General features: G+C 70.3%; 28 protein-coding genes and 1 pseudogene. 13 read left to right on the forward strand and 16 right to left on the reverse strand.

Going from position 1 to position 26308, the window contains the following annotated elements; translation table 11 throughout:
• Window positions 1-1598 precede the first annotated feature (1598 nt).
• Window positions 1599-3056 (forward strand): sensor domain-containing diguanylate cyclase, encoded by a 1458-nt coding sequence (locus ABD823_RS03840; RefSeq protein WP_344855946.1) that lies wholly within the window; start codon window positions 1599-1601, stop codon window positions 3054-3056.
• Between the two features lie 396 nt (window positions 3057-3452).
• On the opposite strand, the gene ABD823_RS03845 is transcribed toward ABD823_RS03840, so the two are convergent.
• Window positions 3453-3626: a hypothetical protein gene (locus tag ABD823_RS03845; protein ID WP_344855948.1), complete on the reverse strand. Its 174-nt coding sequence runs from the start codon at window positions 3624-3626 to the stop codon at window positions 3453-3455.
• Between the two features lie 65 nt (window positions 3627-3691).
• On the opposite strand from ABD823_RS03845, the gene ABD823_RS03850 reads away from it, so the two are divergent.
• The 5 genes and pseudogenes from ABD823_RS03850 to ABD823_RS03870 form a co-directional block, all read left to right on the forward strand.
• Window positions 3692-3850 carry a hypothetical protein gene (locus ABD823_RS03850; RefSeq protein ID WP_344855950.1) on the forward strand — a complete coding sequence of 53 codons (159 nt, stop codon included), beginning with the start codon at window positions 3692-3694 and terminating at the stop codon, window positions 3848-3850.
• 49 nt (window positions 3851-3899) lie between these two features.
• Complete coding sequence (locus ABD823_RS03855; RefSeq protein WP_344855952.1) at window positions 3900-5390, forward strand: FAD-dependent oxidoreductase; 1491 nt, start codon at window positions 3900-3902, stop codon at window positions 5388-5390.
• Window positions 5391-5672: 282 nt separating this feature from the next.
• Complete coding sequence (locus tag ABD823_RS03860) at window positions 5673-5855, forward strand: hypothetical protein (protein ID WP_344855954.1); 183 nt, start codon at window positions 5673-5675, stop codon at window positions 5853-5855.
• An 11-nt stretch (window positions 5856-5866) separates the two neighbouring features.
• Complete coding sequence (locus tag ABD823_RS03865) at window positions 5867-6244, forward strand: ArsR/SmtB family transcription factor (protein WP_344855956.1); 378 nt, start codon at window positions 5867-5869, stop codon at window positions 6242-6244.
• Window positions 6245-6291: 47 nt separating this feature from the next.
• Window positions 6292-6986: pseudogene (locus ABD823_RS03870) on the forward strand (NAD(P)-binding domain-containing protein); the annotation flags it as partial.
• A gap of 138 nt (window positions 6987-7124) precedes the next feature.
• Here the strand turns inward: ABD823_RS03870 and ABD823_RS03875 are convergent.
• The 3 genes from ABD823_RS03875 to ABD823_RS03885 are packed head-to-tail and all read right to left on the reverse strand — an operon-like array spanning window position 7125 to window position 9002.
• Window positions 7125-7538, reverse strand: a complete 414-nt coding sequence (locus ABD823_RS03875) for an arsenate reductase ArsC (protein ID WP_344855958.1) — start codon at window positions 7536-7538, stop codon at window positions 7125-7127.
• On the reverse strand, window positions 7531-8640 hold the full coding sequence (gene arsB, locus ABD823_RS03880; RefSeq protein WP_344855960.1) for an ACR3 family arsenite efflux transporter: 1110 nt from the start codon (window positions 8638-8640) through the stop codon (window positions 7531-7533). Before arsB ends, ABD823_RS03875 begins: the two co-directional genes overlap by 8 nt.
• Before the next feature lie 11 nt (window positions 8641-8651).
• The gene (locus ABD823_RS03885) at window positions 8652-9002 is read right to left on the reverse strand and encodes an ArsR/SmtB family transcription factor (RefSeq protein WP_344855962.1); all 351 of its coding nucleotides are present in this window, start codon (window positions 9000-9002) and stop codon (window positions 8652-8654) included.
• A gap of 641 nt (window positions 9003-9643) precedes the next feature.
• Here ABD823_RS03885 and ABD823_RS03890 point away from each other — a divergent pair.
• The 4 genes from ABD823_RS03890 to ABD823_RS03905 all read left to right on the forward strand — a co-directional run bounded on the left by ABD823_RS03890 (window position 9644) and on the right by ABD823_RS03905 (window position 11692).
• A complete protein-coding gene (locus tag ABD823_RS03890; RefSeq protein ID WP_344855964.1) occupies window positions 9644-9868 on the forward strand; it encodes a hypothetical protein in 225 nt (74 codons plus the stop codon).
• A 184-nt stretch (window positions 9869-10052) separates the two neighbouring features.
• On the forward strand, window positions 10053-10448 hold the full coding sequence (locus ABD823_RS03895; protein WP_344855966.1) for a VOC family protein: 396 nt from the start codon (window positions 10053-10055) through the stop codon (window positions 10446-10448).
• A gap of 14 nt (window positions 10449-10462) precedes the next feature.
• Window positions 10463-11050 (forward strand): amino acid transporter, encoded by a 588-nt coding sequence (locus ABD823_RS03900; protein ID WP_344855968.1) that lies wholly within the window; start codon window positions 10463-10465, stop codon window positions 11048-11050.
• A 12-nt stretch (window positions 11051-11062) separates the two neighbouring features.
• A complete protein-coding gene (locus tag ABD823_RS03905; RefSeq protein ID WP_344855970.1) occupies window positions 11063-11692 on the forward strand; it encodes an HAD family hydrolase in 630 nt (209 codons plus the stop codon).
• A 42-nt stretch (window positions 11693-11734) separates the two neighbouring features.
• Here ABD823_RS03905 and ABD823_RS03910 read toward each other — a convergent pair whose 3' ends face one another.
• The 6 genes from ABD823_RS03910 to ABD823_RS03935 form a co-directional block, all read right to left on the reverse strand.
• Complete coding sequence (locus ABD823_RS03910) at window positions 11735-12334, reverse strand: TorD/DmsD family molecular chaperone (RefSeq protein ID WP_344855972.1); 600 nt, start codon at window positions 12332-12334, stop codon at window positions 11735-11737.
• Window positions 12331-14889, reverse strand: a complete 2559-nt coding sequence (locus ABD823_RS03915; protein WP_344855974.1) for a molybdopterin-containing oxidoreductase family protein — start codon at window positions 14887-14889, stop codon at window positions 12331-12333. The genes ABD823_RS03910 and ABD823_RS03915 overlap by 4 nt, the downstream gene beginning before the upstream one ends.
• A 10-nt stretch (window positions 14890-14899) precedes the next feature.
• Complete coding sequence (nrfD, locus tag ABD823_RS03920; RefSeq protein ID WP_344855976.1) at window positions 14900-15805, reverse strand: NrfD/PsrC family molybdoenzyme membrane anchor subunit; 906 nt, start codon at window positions 15803-15805, stop codon at window positions 14900-14902.
• Window positions 15802-16404, reverse strand: a complete 603-nt coding sequence (locus ABD823_RS03925; protein WP_344855978.1) for a 4Fe-4S dicluster domain-containing protein — start codon at window positions 16402-16404, stop codon at window positions 15802-15804. The genes nrfD and ABD823_RS03925 overlap by 4 nt, the downstream gene beginning before the upstream one ends.
• A 212-nt stretch (window positions 16405-16616) precedes the next feature.
• Window positions 16617-17783 (reverse strand): cysteine desulfurase family protein, encoded by a 1167-nt coding sequence (locus ABD823_RS03930; RefSeq protein ID WP_344855980.1) that lies wholly within the window; start codon window positions 17781-17783, stop codon window positions 16617-16619.
• A gap of 17 nt (window positions 17784-17800) precedes the next feature.
• On the reverse strand, window positions 17801-18457 hold the full coding sequence (locus ABD823_RS03935) for an ArsR/SmtB family transcription factor (protein ID WP_344855982.1): 657 nt from the start codon (window positions 18455-18457) through the stop codon (window positions 17801-17803).
• Window positions 18458-18518: 61 nt separating this feature from the next.
• Between ABD823_RS03935 and ABD823_RS03940 the strand changes: the two genes are divergently transcribed.
• Complete coding sequence (locus ABD823_RS03940) at window positions 18519-19853, forward strand: MBL fold metallo-hydrolase (RefSeq protein ID WP_344855984.1); 1335 nt, start codon at window positions 18519-18521, stop codon at window positions 19851-19853.
• 97 nt (window positions 19854-19950) lie between these two features.
• Entirely contained in the window at window positions 19951-20133 is a 183-nt protein-coding gene (locus ABD823_RS03945) for a hypothetical protein (protein WP_344855986.1), read from the forward strand.
• 21 nt (window positions 20134-20154) lie between these two features.
• Here the strand turns inward: ABD823_RS03945 and ABD823_RS03950 are convergent, their stop codons facing one another.
• The gene (locus ABD823_RS03950) at window positions 20155-20439 is read right to left on the reverse strand and encodes a YciI family protein (RefSeq protein ID WP_344855988.1); all 285 of its coding nucleotides are present in this window, start codon (window positions 20437-20439) and stop codon (window positions 20155-20157) included.
• A gap of 358 nt (window positions 20440-20797) precedes the next feature.
• Between ABD823_RS03950 and ABD823_RS03955 the strand changes: the two genes are divergently transcribed.
• Window positions 20798-22093, forward strand: coding sequence for an aminotransferase class V-fold PLP-dependent enzyme (locus ABD823_RS03955; protein WP_344855990.1), 1296 nt, complete (start codon window positions 20798-20800; stop codon window positions 22091-22093).
• Between the two features lie 57 nt (window positions 22094-22150).
• On the opposite strand, the gene ABD823_RS03960 is transcribed toward ABD823_RS03955, so the two are convergent.
• The 5 genes from ABD823_RS03960 to ABD823_RS03980 are packed head-to-tail and all read right to left on the reverse strand — an operon-like array spanning window position 22151 to window position 26271.
• Window positions 22151-22501 (reverse strand): DsrE/DsrF/TusD sulfur relay family protein, encoded by a 351-nt coding sequence (locus tag ABD823_RS03960; protein WP_344855992.1) that lies wholly within the window; start codon window positions 22499-22501, stop codon window positions 22151-22153.
• Window positions 22498-23370 carry a phosphonate ABC transporter, permease protein PhnE gene (phnE, locus tag ABD823_RS03965; RefSeq protein WP_344855994.1) on the reverse strand — a complete coding sequence of 291 codons (873 nt, stop codon included), beginning with the start codon at window positions 23368-23370 and terminating at the stop codon, window positions 22498-22500. Before phnE ends, ABD823_RS03960 begins: the two co-directional genes overlap by 4 nt.
• On the reverse strand, window positions 23367-24137 hold the full coding sequence (locus ABD823_RS03970; RefSeq protein ID WP_344855996.1) for a phosphonate ABC transporter ATP-binding protein: 771 nt from the start codon (window positions 24135-24137) through the stop codon (window positions 23367-23369). The genes phnE and ABD823_RS03970 overlap by 4 nt, the downstream gene beginning before the upstream one ends.
• Window positions 24134-25042 carry a phosphate/phosphite/phosphonate ABC transporter substrate-binding protein gene (phnD, locus tag ABD823_RS03975; RefSeq protein WP_344855998.1) on the reverse strand — a complete coding sequence of 303 codons (909 nt, stop codon included), beginning with the start codon at window positions 25040-25042 and terminating at the stop codon, window positions 24134-24136. The genes ABD823_RS03970 and phnD overlap by 4 nt, the downstream gene beginning before the upstream one ends.
• Window positions 25039-26271, reverse strand: a complete 1233-nt coding sequence (locus ABD823_RS03980) for an acyl-CoA dehydrogenase family protein (RefSeq protein WP_344856000.1) — start codon at window positions 26269-26271, stop codon at window positions 25039-25041. The genes phnD and ABD823_RS03980 overlap by 4 nt, the downstream gene beginning before the upstream one ends.
• Window positions 26272-26308 lie beyond the last annotated feature (37 nt).

Raw genomic sequence — 26308 nt, forward strand, 5'->3', positions numbered from 1 at the left:
CCGCCCAGCAGCAGTTCCGCCACGACGTTCGGTTCGATCATGAAAGTCCTCGGGCTGGGGGAACCGGGCGCGCGCCGAAGCCACGGCCGGATGGTGGACGGAATCGACTCCTCGGGGAGGCGGGATCGGCCTCGCGCCGGCACCGCACCGCGGAGCAGACGCTTCGGCGTACGTGCCTGGCGGGCAACGGCGGGATCGCACGCTGAACGCCCGTCACCTGCCCGGCCAGGTCACCCATCAGCCGACCCAGGCCGGGAAAGCGGTCGCCGGCGGCGCCATGGGGGGCTCCTTCCTGCTGCCTGGAAGCTGCCGTTGACGTCGGGGCGGGATATCCCGCCCCGGGGTGCCCCCGCCCTCAGGCACCCCGGGGCAGAGGTGATGCCCGCCCGATGCGACGAACCGCAACGACGCCGGGAGGGCATCACCTCCCACTCGGTCCCTGGCAGGCACGAGCGGGGATCTCTTCGCGGACGGTGCGGTGCCGAGGCTGGGTGGGGCCGGGCCGTCGTCCGCGGGCGGCACATAGCTAACACGATCTCCCCGCGCTCTGGGTAACCGATCGATGGCGAAGAGTAGGTATTCTTCCGCTTGAGGTGAGGAATTTTCCCCTGAAGTGGAAATTCGTCAACCGTCCCGGTCATCCTTTTCATGTGCCGCGCGAAGCGGGGAGAGGGCGGGCCGGCCCCGCCGCACTCCATGATCGAATGGCCGCAGGAGATTCATGAAAGGGCCATCCGCCAGCGGAGACACAGGAGCGGCCAGAGGTTCACCGCCCGACTGGACACTTTTCGGTATGCCGTATTCCTGGAAAGTGATGTGCGCCGTATTGCGAACGGAGGAATGCGGACACGCGTCGGATGAGGTGTTTTCTACCGGGGAAAGAAATCCTTCATCCCGGGCACAAGATCCCCCAATCGCGCCGCGCCGCCTTCGCCGATCCGTTCTATCCGCGGCCGCTGCGGATGGTAGACATGGTCAGGAGCGCAGTAGGGCGGCATCGCCCTATCCCCTCCTTGCGCCGGGGAAGGCGCCGCTGGTCACCCGGATACGATGACCAGCGGCGCCACACTCGTCTGCCCCTCATCGAGCGCGACCAACATCCGGTCCATCGCCGTCATGCTGCCGTCACGGGCGGACCGCAGCCGACCGGGCCCCGGGCAACGGTGATGACCAGCCAGTATGCCGCAATTTCGGACCCCGGGCGGGGGCGCCCGCATACCGTGACCCACGTGCAACCCGGCCCCGCCGCCGGGTCCGACCCGGCGGCGCCCGATCCGCCGGCCAGCCGATCGCCTCCCGGCGGATCGCCGGCATCCGTGGCGTCCATCGAGCGGCGACGGATGCGTCCCCGCCTCCTGGAGAGCTGGATCACATCATCACTGACGGGAAACGCTTGCCCACTCAGGGTAGATCAATGGCATCATGTAGGCACTTGGTGACGGTCCGCATCAACGGACTGGTCGTGCATGCCGTACCCGGACGGTGATGCGGACCGTCACGTCCCCCTCCCCCTCAACTTGCGCATCCACCGGCAGTGCGCGCATCCATCAGCGCTTTCGACGCCGCCCGGTGACCGGTGCGCGAAGGAGATTGCCTCGATGCGATCTGACCCCGCTCCGCCTCCACATGCCCGAACCTGGCTGGCCTACCTGCTGCCGGGACTGGTCGGCACCGGCGTCCTGCACGTGCTCCAGCACCTGGACGCGAGCGGCACCACGGCAATGATCGCCGCAGTGGTGCCAGGCGTCGCAGCCTCCGTCACCGTCATCGTCGGGATCGGCCGCCACCGCCCCGCCCACGGCCTGCCCTGGCTGCTGCTGGCCGCCGGGCAGCTCAGCGTCGCCCTGGGTGCTTTCGCCTTCCACCTGCGCCGCGAGGAGTGGACCCCTGACGCCGGCCCCGGCCTGCCGACCGTCTTGTTCCTGCTGGCCTACCCGCTGACGGCCGCCGCGGTGCTGATGTTCCTGCGCCAGCGCGGCCTGATGTGGACGCTGGCCGACGGGATCGACGCCGCGATCATCGTCGTGGGCGCCGGCCTGCCGCTGTGGACGATGGTGCTCTCACCCGTCATGGCCGATCCGCACCGGTCCGCGGCGGCGGTATGGGTGGCGATCTACCCGGCGATGGACCTGGTCCTGCTGCTCATGGCGGTACGGCTGATCCTGGGCAACGCCGCCCGCACCACCGCCCACTGGCTGCTGTACGCCTACGGCACATTGATCTTCCTGGCCGACACGACCTACGCCCTCCAGCGCATCCTCGGACACGGCCACAGCCACCTCGCCGACCTGCTGTGGCTGTCGGCCCCCCTGGTCCTGGCCGCGGCAGCCCTGCACCCGTCCATGACGCGACTGGACCGGCACGCCGCCTGCGCGCCGGTGACCGGAACCGGCCGGTTGATCATCGTCGCGGCCACCTGCCTTGCCCCGCCGTGCTTCCTGTACCTGCAGCACGTGCGCGGTACGCCGGTGCACATCCCCACCCTGGCGGCCGGCTGTGTGATCGTGTTCGCGCTGATGCTGACCCGCATGACCCTCCTGCTGCAGGCGCAGCGGCGCCTGGCCCTCACCGACGCGCTGACCGGCCTGTACACCCGGCGCTTCCTCGAGGAGGTCCTCGGCCGCCGCGCCACCACCGCCTCCCGCGCGATAAACGGCCTCCTGGTGGTCGACATCGACCACTTCAAGTGGATCAACGACACCTACGGCCACTCCGTCGGCGACGCGGTGCTGCAGGAAGTCGCCGACAGGCTGCGGGCCGACCTGCGCAGCGACGACATCGCCGTCCGCTACGGCGGAGAGGAGTTCCTCGTCCTGCTGCACGACTGCGACCCGGCACATCTTCACGAACTGGGCGAGCGCATCCGCCGCAGCATCAGCCGTGCGCCCGTGCCCACCGGCGGGACGCCGGTGGCGGTCACCGTCTCGATCGGCGCCGCCGTCCGCCGACCCGGCCAGGGCATCGCCGGCCTCATCGACACAGCCGATGAGGCCCTGTACGCGGCCAAGCGGTCCGGACGCAACCGGCTCGTCATGAACCTGCCGGTCATCGGCTGATCTCTGCGCCCGTGTCCGCACACCAGCCGCACCCCTGGGCGCCGACGGCGCGGGCAACTGCGGCGGTCTCCGGCTCCTCTCGCGCCGTGCGGAGCCGGTCGGTGCGCGGACACGGAGCCATGGGCCCTGGAGCAACCGCCATGACCGACCGATGGCGTCCGTGTCCGCGCGGCGAGCGCGGTTCCCCCTCCAGACAACCCCACTCGCGTCATGATTTCTACCAGCATGAGAGCCGTTACGGTAGGTGAATATTCAATGGATACGGGACGGATTGATCTTCTAGTGCCGGCGGGTCCCCCCTTCCCGGGCTGGAACCCGATCTGAACGGTGGCCCCCTCAAAGGATCAACGCACCACCCATGGATGATCATTCGGGTATGGGGGTGCGTGCGCGGGACTACCCCGGCCACCAGCAGGTCGGCGGTGCGGCGGCCGACCGCCGCAACCCGGTCCGCGAGGGCGGGTCGACGGGCACGCAGGACCACCAGGCGATGGGCCCGTCCAGGCCCAGCACGGCGACCAGGGCGAGGGCGAGCGCCGGGAGCACCGGAGACCCACCTGTTTTTGCCACCGCCTAATTTGACGTTTCTCTAATCAGAGTGGCAGGCTGAGCACTACTTAGACAACCTTCGAAACATGAGGTGTGGGATGCGCTTCCTGCTGCGCCGCCGTCCGGCTCCCGCGACGTCCGCGCCCGTCCCCTTCGAGGAGGCCACCGGCACCGCCTGCGACCGTGCCTGCCGGGCCGACGCCGTGCCGGAGCGCGCCCGCGCCGCCGCCTGGATCGCCCGCTGAATCCCACCGACCGTCCGAGAGCGACCACCCGAACCCAGGAGGAATCACCATGAGCAGTGGATGCTGCGGCCCGGCCGCCCCCGCCGAGCAGAGCGCGCAGGCCGTACCGGCCGCCCAGAGCACCGCGGCCGGGCAGACCGTCCCGGCCGCCGGCAATGAGCAGGCCGTGCTCTCACCGCAGCCGGCCCACCTGCCGGTCGTGGTGATCGGCGCCGGGCCGGTCGGCCTGGCCGCCGCCGCCCATCTGGCCGAGCGCGGCCTGGGCTTCCTCGTCCTGGAGGCCGGATCCCGGGTGGGCGCCTCGATCGCCCAGTGGGGGCACGTGCGGACCTTCAGTCCGTGGAAGTACGACCTCGACGCCGCCGCCCGCCGCCTGCTGGACGCCCACGGCTGGGCGGCTCCGGATCCGGATTGGCTGCCGACCGGTGCCGAGCTCGTCGAGCACTACCTGGCCCCGCTGGCCGCGCACCCGGCGATCGCCCCGCACCTGCACCTGAACGCCCAGGTGACCGGGATCAGCCGCGCCGGGTTCGACCGGGTCCGTACCACCGGGCGCGAGGCCGCGCCGTTCCTGATCCGCCTGGCCGACGGCAGCGAGATCACCGCCCGTGCGGTCGTGGACGCCTCCGGCACCTGGCGCACCCCGAACGTGCTCGGTGCCTCCGGCCTGCCCGCGCAGGGCGAGCACGCCGCGGCCGCGTTCGTCGACCACGCCCTGCCGGATGTGCTGGGCACGGACCGCGCCGCCTACGCCGGCAGGCACACCCTGGTCGTCGGCGCCGGCCACTCGGCCGCCACCACCCTGCTCGCGTTGGCCGCCCTCGCCGACGAGGCACCGGACACCCGCATCACCTGGGCCATCCGCGCCGGAAACGCGGCCCGCACCTACGGCGGCGGCGCGGCCGACGCCCTGCCGGCCCGCGGCGCGCTCGGCACCCGGTTGCGCGCCCTGGTGGAGTCCGGTCGCATCACGCTGCTGACCGGGTTCTTCACCCACGAGGTGACCGTGGACGGCGAGGCGGTGACGGTGGTCAGCCGCGACCCGTCGGGCGTCGAGCAGAAGGTCGTCGCGGACCGGATCGTGGCCGCCACCGGCTACCGCCCCGACCACTCCATCGCCTCCGAGCTGCGCCTGGACCTGGATCCGGTCCTGGGTTCCACCCGCGCCCTGGCCCCGCTGATCGACCCCAACCACCACTCCTGCGGCACCGTGCCCGCCCACGGCGCCGACGAGCTCGCCCATCCGGAGGCCGGCTACTACGCCGTCGGCGTCAAGAGCTACGGCCGCGCCCCGACCTTTCTGATGGCCACCGGCTACGAGCAGGTCCGCTCCGTCGTCGCCGCCCTGGCCGGAGACTGGGCGGCCGCCCGGCAGGTGCGGCTGGAGCTGCCGGAGACCGGCGTGTGCTCGTCGGACCTGGCCGATGCCCAGGAGACGCGGGCCGGGCTGGCCACCGGGATCAGCGGCGGCCTGCCGACCACCCCGCTGCCCCTGGCCGGGGTGTCCGCCACCACCGATGGCGGCGGCTGCTGCGGCTGACCCACGCCCGACCCCGTGCCACGATCACTCGACGAGAGGCGGGATCCGGCCATGTCCGACGGTCATCCCACCGCACGCAGGAGGCCCTGCGTCTGATCGGCTGCTCCGGCGAGGCCGCATGAGGTCCACCGCCGCCGGGACCGCCGCCTCCGCCACCGGGGGCGGCGGTCTGCCGCGCTCCCGGCGCCAGGGCGCGCGGATCGTCGCCGCCCTGGCCGTCACCCAGACCATCGGCTACGGCGTGCTCTACTACGCCTTCACGGCACCACCGCCTACGCCACCTTGTCCGGCCGCATCGCGCTCTTCTCCGTCGCCGCCAAGGCATCGGCCCCGCTGGGCGCGCTCGCCCTCGCCCAGGTCGCCGGCTGCGGCCGGGTCATGGCGACGGTGGGCACCGCCTGCGCGATCGCCGCGTTCGCGCTGGCCGCCTACCACCGCGTACCATTTAGACCAGGATCGAAGTAAGGAGCCTGCTCATGAGCGCCCCCACCACCGCCTGCTGCGCGCCGATCGCCCGCGAGCCGCTCGCCGAGGCGGAGGCGGCCGAGCTGGCGGTGCTGCTCAAGGCGGTCGCCGACCCGGTCCGGCTCCGCCTGCTGTCGATGATCGGCTCGCACGCGGGGGGTGAGGCGTGCGTGTGCGACCTGACCGACGCCTTCGACCTGACCGCGCCCACGATCTCCCACCACCTGAAGGTCCTCCGCACGGCGGGGCTGATCGACTGCGAGCGGCGCGGCACCTGGGTCTACTACTGGATCGTCCCCGAGGTGGTGAACCGGCTCGGCACCCTGTTCACGCCGCCGGCCGGGCCCGCGCCCGCCGGTCCGGCGGATGCCCGGCTCATCACCGCATGACCGCACCGATGGCCGGCGCTCCGCGGCCGGTCGACGTCGCGGTCATCGGCGGCGGCCACCTGGGCGCCGCCGACGCGGTCGCCTACCTGAGCGACTACGAGCAGCGCTACGCGCTGCCGGTCATCCGGCCGGCGACCGTGCGGACCGTGCGCGACGCCGGTGAGCGCCTGGCCGTCGAGACCGACGCCGGGACCTGGCGGGCGCGGATCGTGGTCAGCGCGACCGGCACCTGTGGCGGCCGTACGTGCCGCACTACCCCGGCCGCGGCGACTTCCGCGGCCGGCAGTCGCACACCGCGACCTACGCCGGCCCTGAGCCCTTCCGGGGCATGCGCGTGGTCGTCGTGGGCGGCGGCAACTCCGCCGCGCAGATCCTCGCCGAACTCTCCACCGTCGCCGTCCCGCCGGTGCGCGAGGCCCGCGACCGCGGCGCGCTCAAGGCCGAGCCGATGTTCACCCGTCTCACCGCCGCCGGGGTGGCCTTCTCCGACGGCACCACCCTGGACTGCGACGCCGTCATCTGGTGCACCGGATTCCGGCCCGCCCTGACCCGCCTGGCCCCGCTGGGACTCCGCGGTCCCGGCGGAACGATCCCGGTCGACGGCACCCGCGCGCTCGCCGAGCCGCGCCTGCACCTGCTCGGTTACGGCGACTGGACCGGGCCCGCCTCCGCCACCCTGATCGGTGCCGACCGCAGCGCCAAGGCGATGGTTGCCCAGGTCATCGAGCGACTCGCCGGCTAGCGGACCGTCGCCGGCGGAATTCCGGTGGCATCGCGGGATGGGGACCGCGCGCGGCGCGAACGCGCTCGATGGAGCAGAAAGCGGCAGCCACCCCGGCCGCGGAGGCCACGGGACGACTGCCACATTCCTGGCGGGAGATCAGGCGGGCAGCAGCTCAGCGATGAGCTTCTCGATCCGGGCGCGGATCTCGTCGCGGATCGGCCGGACCGCCTCGATGCCCTGACCGGCGGGGTCGTCGAGCTTCCAGTCCTCGTAGCGCTTGCCGGGGAAGATGGGGCAGGCGTCCCCGCAGCCCATGGTGATCACCACGTCGGAGTCCTGCACGGCCGCGGTGGTCAGCACCTTGGGCTTTTCCGCGGCGATGTCGATGCCGGCCTCGCGCATCGCCTCGACGGCGACCGGGTTGATCGTCTCGGCGGGCGCCGAGCCCGCGGAGCGGACCTCGATGCGGTCGCCCGCCAGGTGGGCGAGCCAGCCGGCGGCCATCTGGGAGCGTCCGGCGTTGTGCACGCACACGAACAGCACGCTGGGCCTGGCGGGCGTGTCAGACATGAGCGGTTCCCTTCGGGGCGGTGGAGAACAGGCGGCGGCCGGCCAGGCTGACGTAGACCAGGGCGACCAGGACGGGTACCTCGATGAGCGGCCCGACCACCCCGGCCAGGGCCTGGCCGGAGGTCACTCCGAACACGCCGACCGCCACCGCGATGGCCAGCTCGAAGTTGTTGCCCGCCGCGGTGAAGGCCAGCGTGGCGGTGCGGTCGTACGGCAGGCCGATCGCCCGCCCAGCGAGGAACGAACCGCCCCACATGAGGACGAAGTAGGCCAGCAGCGGCAGTGCGATGCGGGCCACGTCGCCGGGCCGGGAGGTGATCGTGTCGCCCTGCAGGGCGAACAGGATGACGATGGTGAACAGCAGACCGTACAGGGCGATCGGGCCGGCCTTCGGCAGGAAGCTGCCCTCGTACCAGTCGCGGCCGCGTGCGCGCTCGCCGAGCCTGCGCGACAGGTAACCGGCGGCCAGCGGGATGCCGAGGAAGACCAGCACGCTCTGCGCGATGTCGGCCGCCGACACCTCCAGCGCGGCGCCCCGGCCCAGGCCCAGCCAGCCGGGCAGGACCTCCAGGTAGAACCAGCCGAGTCCGGCGAAGGCGACGACCTGGAAGACCGAGTTGATCGCCACCAGCACGGCGGCGGCCTCGCGGTCACCGCAGGCCAGGTCGTTCCAGATCAGCACCATGGCGATGCACCGGGCCAGCCCGACGATGATCAGACCCGTCCGGTAGGCGGGCAGGTCGGGCAGGAGGAGCCAGGCCAGGGCGAACATCAGCGCCGGGCCGATCAGCCAGTTCAGCACCAGTGAGCTGAGGAGCAGGCGGCGGTCGCCGGTGACGGTGCCGAGCCGGTCGTAGCGGACCTTGGCCAGCACCGGGTACATCATCAGCAGCAGGCCGAGCGCGATCGGCAGGGAGATCCCGCCGACCTGCACCGCCTCCAGCGCGGTGTCCAGGCCGGGCACCAGGCGTCCCAGCAGCAGGCCGGCGGCCATGGCGGCGCCGATCCACACCGGCAGGAACCGGTCCAGGGTGGACAGGCCATTGAGGACGCCCGGATCAGCGACCTCGGTGGGCGCCGGAGTACGGGCAGGAGAGGACATGAGTGCTTCCTTCAGCGTTCGGTCAGGGCGGTGGGGGCGGCGAGCAGGCCGGACAGCTCGGCCAGCCGCTCGGGGACCACGCGGTAGTACACCCAGGAGGCCCGCCGCTCACTGGTGAGCAGGCCGACGTCCTTGAGGACCTTCAGGTGGTGGCTGATGGTCGGCTGGGAAAGCTCGAAGGCCGCGGTCAGGTCGCACACGCACGCCTCGCCGTTGACGTGGCTGGCCACGATCGACAGGATGCGCAGCCGTACCGGATCACCCAGGGCCTTGAACACCCGCGCCACCCCGGCGGCCCGGCCGGGATCGATCGGCTCGCGGGCCAGCGGCGCGCAGCACTCCAGCGGCTCCAGCGGTTCCATCGTTCTCCCTGATCAGCACGTCGATCCAGCGGGTTCGCCCGCCATCCATATTGACGTGTGTCGATGAGCGGACCGGAGGCGGCCCGGCGATCGGTGGCGGTCTGGAGACCGGGGCGTCCAGATCGGCCGGCAGGGCCCGCGCACACCGCTCGGTCTCATCCCGGATCGGGCCGACCTGCTCGACGTCCTCACCCGCCGACTCGTCCAGTTCCAAGTCGAGGCAGCGCTTGCCCGGAGAGATCGGGCAGGCGTCGCCGCCGCCCATGGTGACCACGACGTCGGCGGCGCGGACGAGAGGGACAGGTGCCGGTCGGTGGTCGGGCCGCCACGCTTGGAGGTGGTGCTCATCCTGGGTTCTTCGTATCGATTTTCATCTACTTTGACATTTGTCGATATTGACAGATGTCGATGAAGGCGCGGGAAACGAGAGGTGAACACACAGCGCTCGGATGCAAGGATGAACCGCTTCGATGCTCCTACGGAGGTGGTGGTCCGCCGCGGGGTCTGTGAAGTCGCGTTCCGGATTGCCCCGGCACGAGCAACCCCCCGGGGGGTGCCCGCACGAGCTCCGTGAGCGCGCGGTCCGTGCGGGCGGTGTCGACCGTTCCCTGCGCGAGGGCGGGCAGGAGGCGATCACCTGGATGAGCTGCGACCGCGGCGAGGGCGTGGACTACGGCCGGGTCGCCTACGCCCGCCGCCCCAGCGGTGAACCCGTATTCGATGGCCCTGAGGTGTTCGCCGCGGGCATCCGGCCGCACGAGGGCATGCCGGGCTTCGCCCTGCTCCATGCCCACCCGGCGGACGAGCCGAGCGTGCGAAGGGGCGCCGATGACAGGGGCCGGCTCGCGAACGAACCGGCTCCCTGACCTGCTCATCGCAATCGACCAAGGAAACGGTGAGAGCGGTCACATCCAGCGTACGCGCTACCGGAGGAGTGTGCCGGTCGTAGTCGGCGGGCGGGAGTTGTCGATTCGGGCGCGGTTCATGCGTCATGGTCGCAGAACCCGGACCGGACACGCGTCGGTCGCGTGCCGGAGTGAAGGAGACCGCATGTTCACCGCATTGGGCCGGACGGTCGTGCTGGTCAAGGACCAGGACGAGGCGCTGGCGTTCTACCGCGACGTCCTCGGTTTCACCGTGCTGCACGACCAGCTCGCCGACGGTTACCGCTTCCTGCACATCGGCCTGCCCGGCCGACAGGACGGCGGCCTGTGGCTCATGCCCGCGAGCGGAGAGGATCTCTCCCTGGTCGGAGCGCAGACGGGCGGGCAGCCGCTGCTGGTCCTCTACACCGCCGACCTGGCGGCGGTGCGGGAGCGCCTGGCCGCCGCCGGCGTGGAGACCTGGGCCGACCGGCACGACTCCGACGGCTCCTCCCTGCACTTCCGCGACCTGTACGGCAACGTCATCATCGCGGCGCAGGTCCACCGGAGTGCACCCGCCTGATCGGATCCCTCGCGTTGCCGGCGACGGCCGGACCAGACCCGTCGGCAGGGCCTGCGGGCCTGGTCCGGCACCGGGAGCAGGAACCCGCGGCCGAGACGGCGGCCGGCGAGCTGGCCGTCGGCCGCGCCTACCGCGAGCACGGCGACGTGGACGTCTCCGTGCTCCGCCGCGACCAGCGCGCGGTGCGCCGCCTGCTGAGCGGCTGGGACTGCCACGTCGCCGACCCGCCGGGCACGCTGCGCCCCTGGCCGGTGGACGAGACGCTGCCCGACCGGGCGCACGACGTCTGGGTGCGCGAGCACCCCGGCGGGCCGTGGCGCTTCCAGCTGATGCTCGACGAGGCCGACGGCGACACCTGGGTCTACCGGCGCGACGCGCGCATCCGCCGCCCGCTGGCCTCGGTCACCGCCGACGCCGGCGGCTTCCTCCGCCTCGCCCCGGAGGTCCAGCTGCTGTTCAAGGCCAAGGACCCGCGCCCCAAGACCGAGCTGGACTTCGACCAGGTGCTGCCGCTGCTGACCGCGCGGCAGCGGGCCTGGCTGGACGGGGCGCTGGAAACCGAGTACGGCGCGCACCCCTGGCGGGAGCGGCTGCGCGGATGAACAGGAGAACCGATGCCCTTCGACGCGGTGCTGTGCGACTTCTACGACGTGATCGGCTACGTCGACCTGACCGAGCACGAACGGCGTGAACGCGCCTGCGGGCTGGTCCCGGGCACCACGGAGAAGATCGCCTTCGCTCCGGAGCTGGCCGTGCCCGCGGCCCTCGGACGGATCACGGTCGGCCAGTGGACGGAGGCGATCGCCGCCGGGCTCGCCGGGCCGGCCGGCCCGCGGGACGCCGCGGAGCTGAGCCGGGGATTCGTCGAGGCCGGGTGCCGGATCGACGCGGAGGTCGTCGGCCTGCTGCGGCAGGTCCGGGCCCGGGTGCCGGTCGTGCTGGTGTCCAACTCGACGCTCCAGCTCAACGCCGTCCTGGAGGCGGCCGGGCTGGGCTGCTCCTTCGACGCGGTGGTCACCAGCGCGCAGGTGGGGGTGGCCAAGCCGGACCGGCGGATCTACGAGGCCGCCGCGCAGGCCGCGGGAGCCGCCGCCCGTCGTTGCCTGTTCGTCGACGACCGGGCCGCGAACGTGGACACCGCGGTCGAGCTGGGCATGACCGGTGTCGTCTACCGGGAGCCGGACGATCTGTTCCGGGTGCTGGCCCCCCTGCTGGACGGGGATCACAGGTCGTCCTCCTCGTAGCCGAGGGAGGCGTCGGTGATCTGCGGGACGGGGAGGAAGTGCTCACCTCCTCAGCAGCAACCGGGCGGTGAGGTCCGCGAAACCTGCGTACGGGGCGAAACGCGTGGCGGAGTGAAGGTCCTGAAGAAACGAAGGAGCCCAGAGTAGGTGATCATCCATCAGCCGGTGGACCGCTTCCTCGGCCTGCTCCTGCGCCGGCCCACTGGATGACGGCTCCGCGCACGCCTCCAAGAGGTGATGCAGCAAGGCAAGCCCAACGGCAAGATGGTCGTACGCGAGCAAGGGGTAGTCGACCGGGATCGTGGATCCGAGCCGGTAGCGCATCATGAACATCTTGATCCGATGTTCTGCGCGTCCACCGATCACCGCCTCCCCCCGGTAAACCGACTCATAGGGCGGGCAGACCGGGCGAGGCCCCACGAACAGCCGGCAGTATTCGGCCGCCAGCGACCGGAGGGCCTCCTCCTCCCCCATCGAACGTGTCTCCGCATCGATCAGGAGCGGACCGGAGGGAGCCGCCCGGGCGTCGGCGGCCGCCAGCACACGGTAGAGCGCGTGGTCGATCTCCTTGCCGAGCAGTCTGGACATCAGCAGGAACACTCCGCGGCTCTCAGCCAGAGCATGCAGGTCAACGTCCCTCACGCACGGTCCTCGATTCTCCGGATGCTGACGATCGTGTCGTGGTAGGCCTGCTGGCCCGAGACCGGGTCGGGATAGATGGGCAGGATGTCGTTCTGAGGCACGCTGAGGGATCCCGCCCACCAGATCCGCTCGGCGTCCTTGTCCGGCACCGCCTCATGACCGGGGAGAGCGGCACGGTCACGGCCGTTGCTGGCCACCGGACCGCCCGTCGTACGGCCGGCGTTGTGGGATATGGCGATCACCGAGGGGTGGACGCCTTCGGTGACATGGACGCGGGTGCGCAGGGTCCCGAACCGGGAACCGTCCCCCCCCGGTACCTGCTCGTCGCGCGGGCGGAAACTCGTCACCTCGATCCAGTCGCCATGGCGCAGTCCCAGGCAGGCCGCGGTGGCGCTGTTGATCCAGGCGGGATTGGTGTGGACGATCTCCTGGAGCCATTTGGACTGCATGGTGCGGTGGGCGTTGTGCACGTTCCACTTGAAGCTGATCATGATGAGCTGGTCCTCCCCGAGCCCTCCCCGGTGGGCGGGGATCTGCTCGTAGATCGGGAGTGGGGAGATGGTCTTGCCGGCTTCACCGCCCTTGTCCGCGACGAACTGGCTGTACACCTCGACCTTGCGGGACGGAGTGGAGAATCCCTGCCGGGCCACGCCGTCGATCATGATTCCGATCGCCCGCCGCTTCCCGCTCTCCGGATCCGTTCCGCTGTAGACGATCCCGGTCTTCTCATCGATCTCGCTGTCGCGGAGTTCTTCCTTGGTGAGGATCCGCTCGTAGGGAGCGTAGTTGGGCTTCTTGGCCGGGTCCTGCCACACCCCCGCCGCCTTCATGTGCGCGAGTCCACCGGGAACCGCCCGGAAGTACTCATCGAAGTACTCCTCCTGCGTCCGCCAGGGAAAGTAGCGCTCCATGCCGTCGCCGATGCGGCGGGCCAGCTCCGGGAATATCTCCCGCAGGTCCTTCGACTCCCCCAGAGGGCTGACCACGGGCTGCCGCAACCCGACGTAGTCGACGAGCCCCTGCGGAGGCCGCGAGTCGATGTCCCACCGTTCGAGGTAGGTCGTCCAGGGCAGCACGATGTCTGCGAGGTTCGACGTCTCGGAAGGCATGACGTCGATGCACACGTGGAAGGGGACGAGTTCCTCGTCCGCAAGCACTTCCCGGACCAGGTTGGCTTCCGGCCAGGACCATGCCTGATCGCAGTTGTAGGTCATGAGAGCCGAGATCCGCTGCCGGCGCTCCTTTATCCAGAGGTAGACGATCTCACCGACGCGCATCTTGTTGTCCCAGGCATTGGCCAGCGGCCAGTCCTCGGCCTCCGCGATCGGGCTCCGTGCGGAAGGCTTCTCCGGGACGGGTCCGGGTTCGGGGATCCGCTTCTTGTCCCACGCGCTCATGGGATGCCAGCACCAGCCGCCGACTCTTCCCATGTTCCCCACCAGTGCGTTGAGCACTGTGATGGCCCGATCGTTGTAGAAGCCGTTGCGGTGGGCGGCGGATCCCCTGTTGCAGATCGTGGTGCACCGCGGCGCCGCCTCGGCGAACTCCCTGGCGACACGCCGGATGGCCTCCGCGGGCACGCCGCTCTCGGCTTCGGCCCGTTCCGGTGTGTACTGCCGGACGTGCCTGGCGTAGTCGTCGGCGGAGTGGTTCGACCACGTGTCGAACCACTCCTTGTCCCACAGCCGTTCGGTGCAGATGACGTTCGCCATGGCGAGAGCGATCAGACCGTCGGTCCCCGGCTTCACGCAGAACCATTCGTCGGATACCGCCGCGGTGTTGGAAAGTCTCGCGTCGAACGTGACGATCTTCGCGTTGTTCCGCTCCCGGGCCCGCATCATGCGGATGGCGACGGGGATGTGGCCCTGGTGGGCCTCGGCCCAGTTGGATCCGAAGTTCAGAATGTAGCGGCTGTTCTCGAAGTCTCCCAGGTCCCAGTCGGAGTCGCCGATGGTGGCGAGGATGGCGGCCCGGCGGTTGAGCGAGCAGAGAGCGCGGTGGTTGAACGCCGAGGGGGTGCCGAAGGCGTTGAGAAACCTGCTGACGATGTCGGACGACCGGTTGCGTCCCTGCTGGAAGGCGAACTCCTCGGGACGACCGCTCCGTCTGATGTCCCGGAGTCTGTCCGCGATCTCGGTGTAGGCCTCCTCCCAGGAGATGCGCCGCCACCGTCCCTCCCCGCGCCTGCCCGCGCGTTTGAGCGGATGGAGCAGGCGGCTGGGGTCGTACAGGATGGAGGGGCCCGCCACGCCTTTGGCGCAGATCGAACCGCGGCTGTTGGGGTCGGCCGGGTTGCCCTCGATGGTGAGAAGGCGACCGTCGCGCACGTTGGCGATGATGCCGCACGCGGTGGTGCACATCTGGCACATGGAGGGGATCTTGTGCACCGTTCCGGCGGTCTTCCTCTGACCGGCCGGGTCGTCGGCGGCGCGATCGATGATCTCGATGGTTCCCAGCCCGGCCACCGCCGCGCCGGCGACCATTCCGATCCGGAGGAGGTCACGGCGGGTCAGCGTCCACGAGAGGTCCGGATCACTGTGATGCTCGGTTGGCACGGTCGATTCCTCACTGGCCGACGGCGAAGAGCAGGTATCGGGTCGCCGCGGCGCCGGCCAGCGCCGCGGCGGCGCTCAGGAAGACGACTTCACGGCGTGCGCGGAAGAACAGCAGTCCTACCGAGGGAACGACGATGCCGCCCCCCACCACGACCCCCCAGAACAGCGTGGACATGCTCCCTGCGAGCATCTCCCCCGCCAGGAGCCGGTCCGGTGGTCTTCCCGCCAGGGAGAGCACCTCGAACAGCAGGGCGACCGCGAAGAGGCCGACGAGGAGAAGGAGGGCGCGGCGACCGGTGTGAAGGAGTTCCCGGGTGCCGTCGCCCCCTCGCGCGGAGACGACGAGAAGGAGGGCGGCGGCGCCCATGAGCAGTGCCGTGAGGAGGAAGAGCAGCGCCGAGCCGCTGCTGCCGGCAAGCGGGGAGGCCCACGACCCCGACAGCAGGGATGCGGGGTAGAGCGCCAGCGCGAAGCTGACGAAGACGAGACTCCAGACCAGAACCGAGCCGGCCCTCCTGCCCGCCGCCGCGGATTCCGTCACCGCCGTATCCGCCGAGCGGCGCCGGCGCTCGAATCCGTAGACGAGGACGGCGAGGAGGAACATCTTGACCGCGATGAGCTTCGCCCCGACAGCGATCGGAGAGCCGAGGTTGTCGAAACGGGTGATCACCAGGTAGAAGCGCTCGGGGCGGCCGAGGTCGAGGACCAGGATCGCGCTGATGAGGACGAGAAGTCCCAGCGCCCCCCACGCACCGTAGCGGTCGGCGGCCACCGCCCCGGCGAGCCGCTGCCTGCCCAGCCACCACGTCGTCAGCGTCACACCGCTGGGAAGGCCGACAAGGACGATGTAGGCCGCCAGCAGAGGGCCCCAGGCCGGCTCGGGAAGAGGGGGCTGCGCCTGCCGCAGCGCTGTCATGCCCTGTCACCCGGGAGATCAGTCGCCTGGTCCGCCTGCACTCCGGCGTCGGCGATCAGATCGAGTGCGTTCCGCGGATCGATGTACAGGACGCGGGGCCGGGTGCCCTCCCCTTCCTTCCAGACGGTGACGGCGTTCGCCGCCGCCTTCTTCGCGATCTCACTGTCGGCGTCGTCCAGATCTCCGAAGATGCGGCAGTTCGTAGGGCACGCGTCGACGCACGCCGGCTGCAGCCCTTCCGCCGTTCGATGCGCGCAGAAGGTGCATTTCTGCGCTGCGCCTCTGTCCTCGTCGACGTAGATGGCACCGTACGGGCAGGCCGACATGCACGCCCTGTTGAGGTTGCAGTCACCCTCCTCGATGGTGACCTCGCCGTCTTCGAGGCGTACCACCGCACCCGTCGGGCAGGCGTTGAGACAGGGAGCGTCTTCGCAGTGATTGCACAGCACAGGGATGAAGTGCCGGGTCACCTGCGGGTAGGAGCCGTGTTCGACGTACTTCACGGTGTCCCTGAAGACGCCCAGCGGGACGTCGAATTCCACCTTGCAGGCGACGGAACAGGCGTGGCATCCGATGCAGGTGTTCAGGTCGATGAGCATGCCGAGACGAGCCATGGAAGGGTCTCCACCGGAAAGTCGGATTTCTTGCAGGCGACAGGCTGAAATCGCCCGACGTGCGGCTCGAAGAGGCGAACAGGTGATGCTTATGGTGAATTTCTATTTTGTAGGAAAAGGAGGTGATTCGAGCGTATGTCGATCCTTCCGTTAGCGTCAACTACCGGAAGAGCCGTCCGCCCGGCGACACGTCCTCCTCAGGGGAAGCCGGCGGCGGGGCCGCTCAACCGATCCGCCGAATCCGCCAGAAGACGGGCCGCCGTCTCGACCTCCTGCTCGGTCGTCCAGCGCCCGAGGGAGAGGCGCACCGCGCTCAGCGCCCGGCCTCTGTCCAGTCCCATCGCCAGCAGAACGGCGGAGGGTTCCGGGTCGCCGGTATGGCAGGCGGATCCGGTGGCGGCGGCGATCCGCGGCGTCGCGGCGAGGAGTTCGGTCCCGCCGACTCCGGAGACGCTGATGTTGAGGGTGCCGGGCAGCCGCCGGTCGGGATGCCCGTTGAGGAGGATCCTGCCGGGCAACCGCTGATGCAGCCGGAGATGCAGCAGGTCACGCAGGGCACGGAGCCGAGTCGCCTCATGTGCCGTCGCATCGGCGGCGAGGACTGCCGCCGCCCCCAGCGCGACGGCGTAGGCGGTGTTCTCGGTTCCCGCCCGCAGTCCGCCCTCCTGACCCCCGCCGTGGAGCATCGGTTCGATGGCCACCCCCTTGCGCACGTAGAGGGCGCCCACGCCTTTGGGGGCGTACAGCTTGTGGCCGGCCACGGTGAGCAGGTCCACACCGAGCTCGTCGACCGCCAGCGGGACCTTGCCGACCGCCTGCGCCGCATCCGTGTGGAACAGCGCTCCACGGCGGTGCGCGATCTCGGCCAGCTCGGCGACGGGCTGCAGGACACCCGTCTCCCCGTTGGCCGTCATGATCGAGACCAGGCGTGTCCGCGACGTGACGGCCTCTTCGAGTGCCGCCGGGTCGACCAGGCCGTGCCCGTCCACGGGCAGGTAGGTGACGTGGACGTCGTGCAGCCGCTCGAGGCTCCTGCAGGTCCGCAGGACGGCGGGGTGCTCGGTCCGCTGGGTGACGACGTGACCGCCGGCCGGGACCAGTCCGCGGATCGCCGTCGCGTCGGACTCCGAACCCCCGCTGGTGAAGACGACCTCCTCGGGGCGGCTTCCGATGAGCCCGGCCACCTGTCTCCTCGCCTCGGCGAGGGCCCGGCGCGGCTGCTCGGCGTAGCGGTAGGAGGTCGAGGGGTTGCCGAAGAACCGGCTGATGTACGGCCAGGCGGCCTCGGCGACCCGCGGGTCGACCGGCGTGGTGGCGTTGTAGTCGAGGTAGATCACGTCTTCGTCGAGACCCGGATGGCTCATGTCATGCCTGCTCTCGATCAGGAGGCGACGGGCAGTCCCGCGCGTCGCCACTCGGGAAGCCCGTCCTCCAGAAGCCTGGCGTGGAATCCCCGAGCGCGCAGGAGGCGGACGGCCTGCGGCGCCATCACGCAGAACCGCCCGCGGCAGTAGGCCACGATCCGGCTGCCGGCGGGGATCTCCGCGAGCCGTGCGGCCACCTGGTCGTGGGGGATCGAGAGCGCTCCCGGGATGTGCCCGGCCGCGTACTCCTTCTCGGGCCGCACGTCCAGCACCACGACTTCTCCCGCCTCCAGCATCCTGGCCAGCTCGGCCCTGCTGACGGGTTCGAGGTCGTCCGTCCCTCCCAGGTAGTCACGGGCCGCTTGCCCGGCGTCGGCGAGCGAGGCCGCCGCGACGGCTTTCACCTGCTCGGTGAGGGCTCCGATCGCCTCGCCGGTCAGGCGGTAGAACACCCGCGTCCCGGACCTGCGGGCGGCGAGCAGTCCCGCCGACTGCAGAACCTTGAGTTGCGCGGAGGTGTTGCTCAGCTTCAGCCCGCAGGCCGAAGCCAGATCCTCGACGCTCCGCTCCCCCTGGGCCAGCACGTCGAGCAGCTCCAATCGGAGCGGGTTGGCGAGCGCCTTCCCTATGCGCGCGAATTCCCCGTACAACTTCGACTTGCGCTCGCGGTCCATCCTGCGACATCCTCCAAAGACTTATGGAATATTGTAACAGCGTTGATCAAGGGAGGGTGTCGTGGGCTTCTCGGAATCACAGCTGATCCCCCTGGTCGATGAAGGGCTCGGCAACACGTCCTACCTGGTGGACCTCGGGGACGGCCGGGCACTGGCGGTCGACGTCTCCCGCGACCTGCGCGCCGTCCGCCGTGCGGCCGAACGTCACCGGCTGGTGATCGCGTTCACCGCCGAGACGCATCTCCACGCCGATTTCCTGTCCGGGTCGCGCCAGCTGGCGCACGACCTCGGCGCGGTCATCATCGCCTCGGCCTCGGGAGAGCGGGCTTTCGATCATGCTGGCCTGTCCGACGGAGAGGAGATGGATCTCGGAGGGCTGACCCTGCGCGCCCTCGCCACCCCGGGACACACCCGTGAGCACACCGCTTTCCTCCTGCTCGACGGTTCCACGCCGATCGGCGTCTTCACCGGTGGATCCCTCATCGTGGGGTCGGCGGCACGGACCGACCTGGCCGGTCGGGAGCACACTGCCGAGCTGGCGCATGCGCAGTACCACTCTCTTCGCAGGCTGAGCCTGCTGCCCGACGAGACGGAGGTCTGGCCGACGCACGGTGCCGGATCCTTCTGCTCCGCACCTCCGGGAGCCGAGCGGACCTCGACGATCGGGCGGGAGAAGGAGGGCAACCCCCTCCTGTCGGCTCCCGACCCCGACGCCTTCGCACGTCTGCTCACCGAAGGCCTGGGCAGCTTCCCCGCCTACTTCTCACGGCTCCCCGAGGTCAACCGAGTCGGCCCCGGAGTACTGCGGACCGGCCCGCGCCTGCGGGCGGTCACCCTGGAGGAGGCCGCGGCCGCCTGTGCCGTCATCGTCGACGTCCGCCCGGTCGCCGACTTCGCGAACGGCCATGTCCCTGGATCGATCTCCATACCGCTGCGTCCTCAGTTCGCCAGCTGGCTCGGCTGGATCGTTCCGGCCTCCGAGCCCGTGGCCATCGTGCGCAACCCCGATCAGGACCCGGACGAGATCCTCTGGCAGGCCCTAAAGATCGGTCATGAGAACCTGTTCGGAGAGATCACCGGGGACGACCTGGGCACCCTGTCCACCATGGAGGTGATCGGCCCCGACCAGGTCGGCCGGACGCGGGTCCTCGACGTACGGCAGGCGGCGGAGTTCCGCTCCGGGCACCTTCCCGGAGCCGACCACGTCGAACTCGGCCGGCTCACCGGCACCCCTCTGGACGAGAGGCCCCGGGTCGTGATGTGCGGCCACGGGGAGCGGGCGGCCACAGCGGCCAGTCTTCTGCGCCGTGCCGGGCACCGGGAGGTCAGCGTCCTGTCCGGGGGCCCGCACGACTGGGCCCGGTGCACGGGGTCTTCCCTGGAGACCGGGTGGTGAGAGGTCCGGCCCGTCTCGGGCTGGGGTTCGACCTCACCAGTTTCCGGCGGCCGTCGGCGACGTCGCGCATCCGTCCTGGCGGGCCCGGGCACTCGGCGTGTACCGGCTGTGGCGCGGCGGAGGGTTCGCGGTCGGTGCGATCCTGTCCGGCGTCGTCGCCGATCTCTACGGCATGCGGGCCGCCATCTGGGCGGTCAGCGCGGTCACCGTCGCCTCCGGGCTGGTCGTGGCCGTGCGGATGCGGGAGACGAACGCAAGGCGGGCACCGCGGCGGCCCTGACCGGCGCCTCCTGCCCGCGTCTCACCCGACGGGGCGGACCTCGACCGTCGCGGCACCGGGCCAGGTGCGCAACATGCCGAGCACATCGTCGAGACCGGCGGCTTCGACTTCGATGTAGCCGCTGACCGCCTCGTGCTCCCCGCAGAACGGGCCGTCGACGAACCGGAGTCCTTCCCCGGTTCCCCAGCGCACCGTCGTGGCGGTTTCCACGGACCTCAGCCGGCGAAACGCGGTGATCCTTCCGGCGTGGGCGGCGAACCAGCGGTCGACCTTCTCGAACTCGCGCTCGCGCTCGTCGTCGTCCATCCCCTCCCACGTCCTTTCGGCCTGCGCTGCGTCACGGAACACAAGGGCGTATCGCATGTGAGCACCTCCTACCTGAGAGACGAACGACAAACACCGCATTTCGACAAGGTCTGCCACCGGACCGAATCCGGCACCGCCGACCGGATCAATCAATCCCCTAAAAGGGAACAAATCACTTACTTCATATACATATAGTCAAATGCTACGCTTCAAAAAAATATAGTCCCTGGGTGCCCGTCGCCGTGGGGACGCATGCACAGGAGGCGTTGTGACAGATCAGAGTGTGCAAGCCGCTTCGTGTGACGAGCGCGGCGCACCCGGGACCCGAGTGGATCGGCGAGCGCTCCTGCGGGGAGGCATGCTCACCGGCGCAGGCCTGCTCGCCGCGGGCTGCTCGTCGGCGACGGCCGGTACGCCGGGATCCGGGGAACAGGCTCAGGCTCCGCGGCTGAACCCGCGCAGCTGGGAGTCGGTGCGCGCCCAGTTCCCCCTCACCCGGCGTTACGCCCACTTCTCGGCGTTCATGTTGGCTTCCCACCCGGCGCCCGTCACCGCCGCGATCAAGCGGTTCCGCGACGGGCTGGACACCGAACCCCAGCAGTACGGGCTCGGGATGGCCGACTTCCAGTACAGCGACACGGTCAGGAAGGCCCTGGCCGGCTACATCGGCGCGAAGCCGGAGGAGATAGCGCTCACCGACAGCACGACGATGGGGATCGGCCTGGTCTACCGCGGCCTGCGCCTGCGTGCCGGTGACGAGGTGGTGACGACCGAGCACGAGTTCTACTCCACGCACGAGTCCTTGCGTCTGCGCGCACAGGCCGACGGTGTGGTCGTCCGCACCGTGAAGCTCTACGACGATCCGGCGACCGTCTCCGCCGACGAGCTCGTGGGCAGGATACGGTCCGCCATCACCGCCAAGACCCGGGTCGTGGCGGTGAGCTGGGTCTATTCGAGCACCGGGCTGAAGCTCCCGGTGGAACAGGTCTCCGCGGCCGTCGCCGAGGCCAACGCCGGGCGCGACGAGGAGGACCGCGTCCTCCTCTGCGTCGACGGCGTGCACGGATTCGCAGCCGAGGACGCGACGATGCGGGACCTCGGATGCGACTTCTTCATGACCGGCACCCACAAGTGGCTGTTCGGGCCGCGCGGGACGGGCTTCGTCTGGGGCCGGCCCGGCGCCTGGGCACGGTTCCAGCCAGTGGTGCCGAGCTTCTCCATGCCCGCCTTCACCGGTTGGCTGACAGGCAGGCCGCCGAACGGCGCACCAGGGGACCTGGCGACTCCCGGCGGCTACCATTCCTTCGAACACCGCTGGGCGTTGGCAGAGGCGGTGAAGTTCCATCAGTCCATCGGCCTGGCCCGCGTCGCGGCGCGGATCCGCGCCCAGACGGACCAGCTCAAGGACGGCCTCGCGCGCCTTTCCCACGTGCGCCTCGTCACCCCTCGGTCGGCCGGGCTGTCGGCGGGGATCATCTGCTGTGCCGTGGACGGCCTCGAGCCTGAGGCGGTGGTCCAGAAGCTCGCGGCGGAGCACCGCATCTCCGCTGCCGAGACCCCCTACCGGGAATCGTTCGTCAGGTTCGGTCCCAGCATCGTCACGAACCCGCAGGAGGTCGAGCGCGCCGTCCGCGCGATGGCACGCCTGGCCTGAAAGGCACCGGCCGGGCGCCCTCGATGAGGGCGCCCGGCCGGCGGCGTCTCATGTCCGTCACACACTGATGGTCTTATCCGCCCATGCGGTCCACTGCGCCAGCTCCTTCATCGAGGAGCGGTGCGTTCCCACCGCCACGTTCTCCTCGCTGATGCCCCGCGCGTCCAGGCAGGCGCCGCAGCATCCGACCTCGGCCTCCTTGCTCACCAGCCCGCGGATCATGTTCGCGACGTTGTAGTACCCGTTGGGGGTCTTGTGCCCGGCCGTCGCGGAGACCACGGCGTCACCGAACAGGAAGACCTTGACCTCGTTACCGTCCTCCTCCAGCATCTGCCGTGCCCAGCGGATGCCGTTGTAGGTCCGCTCGCTGCCGTACGGCGGCTCGTGCAGGACGAACAGGAATTTCATCTGACGCTCCTTCCGAGGAGTGATCGAAGCGGGCGCGGCGTGCTGCCGGCCGCGCGCCCGGACGCCGCCCCCAGACGGCTCCGGAGGACTTTGGACATCCGGTCGACCCCGATGACGAGGATCACCACCGATGCCACCAGCGTCGCCAGTTCCTGGTAGCGGAACAGGTGGAGGGCGACCCCGAGCGCCTGGCCGATCCCTCCTGCTCCGACGAAACCGATGACCACCGAGCTACGGATGTTGCACTCCCACTGGTAGAGCACCTGGGAGGCGAGGTGGGCACGCCCCTGCGGGATGACGGCGAGCAGGGCGGTCGTGAGACGGGAGCCACCGGTGAGCCGCATGGCCTCCACCGGAGCGGGGTCCACCGCCTCCAACTGCTCCGAGCAGAGCTTGGCCATCACACCGGCGGAGTGCAGGGCTATCGCGTAGACGCCCGCTGCGGGCCCCAGTCCGACGGCGGCGACGAACAGCAGAGCCCACAGCAGCTCATGGACGCTGCGCAGCATGGTGGCGATGCCTCTTGCCGCGGCGGCGAGCCAGCGAGGGGCTTGGACGTTGCCGGCCATCGCGACGGCCAAGGGCAGGCCGATCACGCTTCCGAGCACGAGCGCCGCGACGGAGATCTGCAGGGTCTCGACCATCGCGGTGGCGACTCTGCCGAGCAGTTCCGCGTCGAGGTCGGGAGGGAAGAGCCCGGCTATCATCTGCGCGGCTCCGGCCCTGCCCGCGATCAGGGAGGCCGGCCCGACACCGGTTCCCGCGAAGGACCAGAGCACAGCGGAGACGACCATCACCGCCAGGATCCACCGCAGGGGTCTCCAGGGTGGGCGGGCGTACCGGACGAGGGCCTGTTCATCCGTTGTCATGCAAGCATCTCCTCCGGTGCCGACCGTCCGTAGATGCGCTCGATCTCTTCGGCGTCCGGCGGCTTGCCATCGAAGACGATCTTTCCGTCCCTCAGGGCGACCACCCGGTCGAAGCTCCTGGCGACGCTGAGATCGTGCGTCGTCGCCAGCAGAGTCGCACCGGAGTGTTTGAGATGGTCCAGAGCGACCGCCGCCCGGACCGGGTCCAGGCCGGAGGTGCATTCGTCCGCGAGGATCAGCCGGGGGCGGGTGAGCAGGGCTCGGGCGAGTGCCACCCGTTGCCGCTCTCCGCCGGAGAGCCGCTCGACCCTCGCCGGAAGCAGTGCCTCGATGTCATGACGACGGGCGAGTTCGGCCAGCCGTTCGGCGAACCGCCGCGGGACGCCGCCCATGAGCACCGCCACCCACTCCCCGATCCTCCACTCGTGGGCGGCCGCGGCCAGGATGTTGGTGCGGGCCGTCAGTCCGTTCACCAGGTCATCGCGCTGGCGTACGCAACCGATGGAGCGCCTCAGCCGGGTCAGGTCCGCGCGGGAACCGGAAGGATCGGTCCCGTCGGCCCGCACCGTGCCCCCGGCCGGGGTGACGGCTCCTACGACCACACGCAGCAGCGTCGTCTTGCCGGCCCCCGAAGGACCGAGCAGGGCCACCTGCTCTCCGGGCGCCACGCTGAGGCTCACGCCGTCGAGCACGGAGCGGCCGGCGAACCCGACGCGGACGCCGGACAGCTCCAGGCCCATCGCCGGTCGGCTCTCCCGTCCCCTCATGGAGCCGTCAGGAGGCCGAGCTCGGTCGCCTGCTCCCGGACCTCGGCGTAGTCGGCGGCCGACACCTTCACGTACGCCTTGGCGCGCATGAGATCCAGGAGCTCGGGATCGGACATCGCCGTGAACGCCTCCACCACGGCGTCTCGGGTCTGGCTGCTCACATCAGGGCCGGCGACCCATGGGTACCCCATCACTTCGCGGGTCTCCACGACTCTGAGCGCTCCTTCGGGAACGCTTCCCTGCCTCTCAAGGCGGTGCAGGATCCGCAGTTCGATGCCTCCGGCGTCGACGCTGCCGGAGATGACCGCTTGCGCCGTCGCGTCGTGCCCCCCGGTGAAGGCGACCGAGCCGAGGGGCGGGCACACGGTGAGGTCTCCGGTCTGGCACCGGGCTCCGGCCTCGACGAGCATGATGCGGGGGTAGAGGCTGCCGGAGGTGGAGCTGACGTCCCCGAACGCGAACTTGCCTCCGGCCGCCACGACGTCCTTGGCGGACCGGAACGGGGCGTCGTCCCTGACGACGATCGCCGACAGGTATTCAGGGGTTCCGGTCTCCTGGTCGACCTCGGTGACGAGCGGGGTGACCTTCACCTGGGCCTCCGCCTGGACGTAGGTCAGCCCGCCCAGGTAGGCGATGTCGAGTTTCCTGCCCGCCAGGGCCGAGACGACGCCGGCGTAGTTGGTCGCGACGAAGAGCTCGACGTCGGTCTTCAACCGGTCGGCGAGGTACTCGCGGAAGGGCTCGTACTGCGCGCGTTGCGTCTCCGGCGAGATGTTGGGGATGATCCCCACGCGGAGCGTTCCGGCGGAGCCGTGAGCGTGGCTCATGCCCCCTGCCGAGCAAGCGGTGGACAGCGCCAGGGCCGAGACGACGGCCACCACCGTCCGCCATGCCCTGGTCGTCATCGGGTGCTCCCCTCGACGTCGCCGGGAGGCGTCACCGGCGTCTGCGGAGCCGCCACGGGAGCGACCGCGATCCCGAGCGAGCTCGCGCCGATCAGCTCCTTCCCGGTGCGGTTGTTGATGGGCATCACCAACCCCGCCTGGACGTCGCGCCACATGCGCTCGAAGGGCCGGCCCCTCATGTAGGCGGCCCCGCCCACGGCATCGACCAGACGGGTCATGATCGCGACGGCGTTGTTCGTGCAGACGTTCTTCACGAAGGCGCAGCGCCCGAGCCCTTCCTGGACGGTCAGCTGGTCGATGAGGCGGTGGCTGGAGACCTCGGCGGCATGGCGCTCCAGAACGCTCCGGTTCACCTCGAGCATGATCTCCACGTCTGCGACGGCGTCCTGGACACGCGGATCGTTCTCGAGGCCTCTGCGTCTGATCTGCCCCAGGGCCCACTCCAGCGCGCCTGCGGCGATTCCCGTGTACACGGCGCCGAAACTGGGCGCGGTCCAGCAGATGATGGTCTCCAGGACCTGCGCGTCGAAGTGGCCGACCGGTATCGACTGGACGACGCTCTGCTCCGGCACGAACATCCCGTCGAAGACGACGTCGTTGCTCTGGGTGGCCCGCATACCGAGCGTGTCCCAGGTCTGCTCGATCGAGACACCCGGAGCGGAGGGATCCGCCAGCAGGATCAGCAGGCGGGGTCCGTTGTCGGGATCGTCGTACCTGGCCGTCGTCGCCCAGAGCGAGGCGACGGCGCTGTTGGTCCCGAAGCTCTTGCGGCCGGTGATGCGGTAACCGCCCTCGACCCGGGTCGCGGTGGTCTTGGCGTCGACGAAGAGGTTGGACGTGCCGATCTCGCTGGCGATCGCCGCGAGCACCAGCCGGTCCTGCCCGGCCAGCTGTAACACCTGGGCGAGCGGAGGAGCACCGGTACGGCGCCAGGTCAACGCCCATGAACCGAGTGGTGCGACATGCATGGCGTAGGCCAGGGCGGTGGCGCCGTCGGCACTGGCGAGCCGTTCGAGCACCAGCAGCATCTCCTCCTGGCCCGCGCCGAGCCCGCCCAGCTCCTCGGGCACCGTCAGCCGCAGGAGCCCGGCGGCACGCAGGTCGCCGTAGTTGTCGAAGGGAAAGGTGTTCTCGCGGTCGTGCAGGGCCGCACGTTCGGTGAACGCGGGAAGGACCTTGTCCGCCAGCGCAAGGAATTTTTGCTGGCGCTCGTCAAGGCAGCGGCGCATGTCGATCTCCTCGGAACTCGATGAGACGGGGAAGCGG

This window comes from Planomonospora alba (assembly GCF_039534085.1).
In the GTDB taxonomy this organism is placed as follows: domain Bacteria; phylum Actinomycetota; class Actinomycetes; order Streptosporangiales; family Streptosporangiaceae; genus Planomonospora_B; species Planomonospora_B alba.